Below are 2,233 nucleotides of genomic sequence, written 5' to 3' on the forward strand. Positions count from 1 at the left end.
GTGCAGATGGCGCTGGTAGGCTGCAATCAGGCGGCCGACATCATTTCGAAGCCTGCGGTTTGGCCGCGGGCTTTTGATTCCGGCTCGTGTTCTTCGGCGTTTCCCTTGAACGGCGGACTGCACTCTAGCCTTTCGACTTCTTCTCCGGCAGGCCCTTGCGCTTCGTCTCGGCGAATTCCTCGAGCTGCTTTTCGCTCATCGATTCGTACATTCCCTTGGAAGCGCCCTGGAGTTCGCTCTTCTTGGTCTCGCCGCGCTTGGCCGACAGAGCCGCGCCGGCGGCTTTCTGCTTGGCTTTCGAGGTGGCTGGCATGGCTCTTTCTCCCGTTGGCATCAGGAGAAAAACGCAACGACTGCCGTGATGTTCCGCTTCGCAATCACGACATCGCCAACCCGAACCCCTGCATCAGGCGGCGGGTGGGGAAATCGGCTCTTTTCGATGTGAAGACGGCAAGGTCGGGCCCTTCAGGCAACATCTCGCCACGACCGCTCGGATCGATGTCGGCGAGAAGCGACAGCGCCCGGCGCGCGATCGCTTCGGCGGGGTCGAGCCAGTCGACCGGCCAAGGCGCCGTCTTGCGCATACGATTGGCCAGAAAGGGGTAGTGTGTGCAGGCGAGCACGACGATATCCGTACGCAGCGCATCACGTTCGACGAAGCATGGCGTGATCTCGGCGCGCACCGCCTCCTCATCGACGAAGCCCTCACGCATGTAGATCTCAGCCAGTCCCGCCAGCCTGTCGCTGCCGACCAGGCGGACATGGCATTTCTGCGCCCATTTGCTGATCAGGTCGCGCGTGTACTGGCGCTTGACGGTGCCAGGCGTCGCCAGCACCGAAACCAGCCCTGAGCGCGTGCGTTCCGCCGCCGGCTTGATCGCAGGCACCATGCCGACAAAAGGATGCTCGGGAAATCTGTCGCGCAGCGCGTCGATCACCAACGTCGAGGCGGTGTTGCAGGCGATGACCGAAATGGCCGGCGCAAACCGCTCAAGCAGTTTGCCGAACAATTCAAGGATATGCACCCTCAGCGCCGGCTCTTCCCAGGCGCCATAGGGAAACGCAGCGTCGTCGGCGACATAGATGAAACGGCGGTCGGGCATCAGCACGCGCGCCTCGCGCAGTACGGTGAGCCCGCCGATGCCCGAATCGAACATCAGGATCGGCCGCTCAGTCATTGTCGGTTCCTTTTCCGCCAAGCGGCGGTATGTCATCGTCCTTGCCGGCGCCGGCAAGGCGCGCCGCTTCCGCCTTGCGGGCTCGCGCGGCGGCCGCGGGCAAGCGCCGTGGATCATCGCCAGGGGACCCGTCGCCGCGCGGCATCGCCGGCGAAAACCTGTCGAGCGACGAGATGATGCCGCGCAGCACCTTCAGCTCCGGTTCGGCAAAACCGGCGCGCGTCAGCACCGCACGCAGATTGTCGATCATTTTCGGCTTCTTCGGTGCCGGCCGGAAATAGCCGCGCGCTTCCAGTGCGCCTTCGAGATAGGCGAACAGGCCGTGCAATTCCTCCTTGCTTGCCGGCTTCATGTCCGGGCCGGAAAAATTGGTCTTGGTCTCGTCTTCCAGGCCGGACTTCATCCATTCGTAGGACATCAGAAGCGCGGCCTGGGCGATGTTGAGCGACGAGAAATCGGGATCGACCGGGAACGTGACGATCTCGTCGGCAAGGCCGACCTCGTCATTGTAGAGGCCGAAGCGCTCGCGGCCGAACAGGATGCCGGTGCGCTGGCCCATTGCGTGACGGGTCCGAAGCATCCTGCCCGCCTCCACCGGCCCGCGCACGGATTTGAAGCCGTCGCGCTGCCTGGCCGTGGTGGCGAAGACGAAGTTCAGGTCGGCGAGCGCCGAGGCCAGATCGTCAAAGACGGTGACGGCGTCGATGACATGATCGGCGCGGCTCGCCGCCGCACGTGCCTTCTCGCTCGGCCAACCGTCACGCGGATTGACGAGGCGCAGCTCCGACAGACCGAAATTGGCCATGGCGCGCGCGACCATGCCGATGTTCTCGCCAAGCTGAGGCTCGACGAGGATGATCGCCGGGCCGGCGACTGCAATGCTATCAGGATCTTTGGTGACGGGCATGATTGTCAATGAACTGCTGTTTGCGGCATTTCAGCGTCCCCTGCCATATTCGGCCGGGAAAATGAAGCATTCGCAAATGACGACGGCTCTGGCCTCCAATTCGTGACCGATCGCCGTTTGCGTGGCCAAAAGCGCTTTGATATACGGG

At 63.2% G+C, this 2,233-nt stretch carries 3 protein-coding genes; all 3 read right to left on the reverse strand.

All coding sequences use genetic code 11. The features are described from left to right. Positions 1 to 124: 124 nt before the first annotated feature. The 3 genes from EOA22_RS31120 to EOA22_RS31130 all read right to left on the reverse strand — a co-directional run bounded on the left by EOA22_RS31120 (position 125) and on the right by EOA22_RS31130 (position 2,085). On the reverse strand, positions 125 to 313 hold the full coding sequence (locus tag EOA22_RS31120) for a DUF3008 family protein (RefSeq protein WP_127390489.1): 189 nt from the start codon (positions 311 to 313) through the stop codon (positions 125 to 127). Positions 314 to 377: 64 nt separating this feature from the next. Continuing rightward, complete coding sequence (gene murI / locus EOA22_RS31125; protein ID WP_013532145.1) at positions 378 to 1,178, reverse strand: glutamate racemase; 801 nt, start codon at positions 1,176 to 1,178, stop codon at positions 378 to 380. Next, on the reverse strand, positions 1,171 to 2,085 hold the full coding sequence (locus EOA22_RS31130) for an RNA methyltransferase (RefSeq protein ID WP_024504565.1): 915 nt from the start codon (positions 2,083 to 2,085) through the stop codon (positions 1,171 to 1,173). Before EOA22_RS31130 ends, murI begins: the two co-directional genes overlap by 8 nt. Positions 2,086 to 2,233 lie beyond the last annotated feature (148 nt).

It is taken from the genome of Mesorhizobium sp. M7A.F.Ca.US.014.04.1.1 (genome assembly GCF_003998745.1).
Classification (GTDB): domain Bacteria; phylum Pseudomonadota; class Alphaproteobacteria; order Rhizobiales; family Rhizobiaceae; genus Mesorhizobium; species Mesorhizobium ciceri.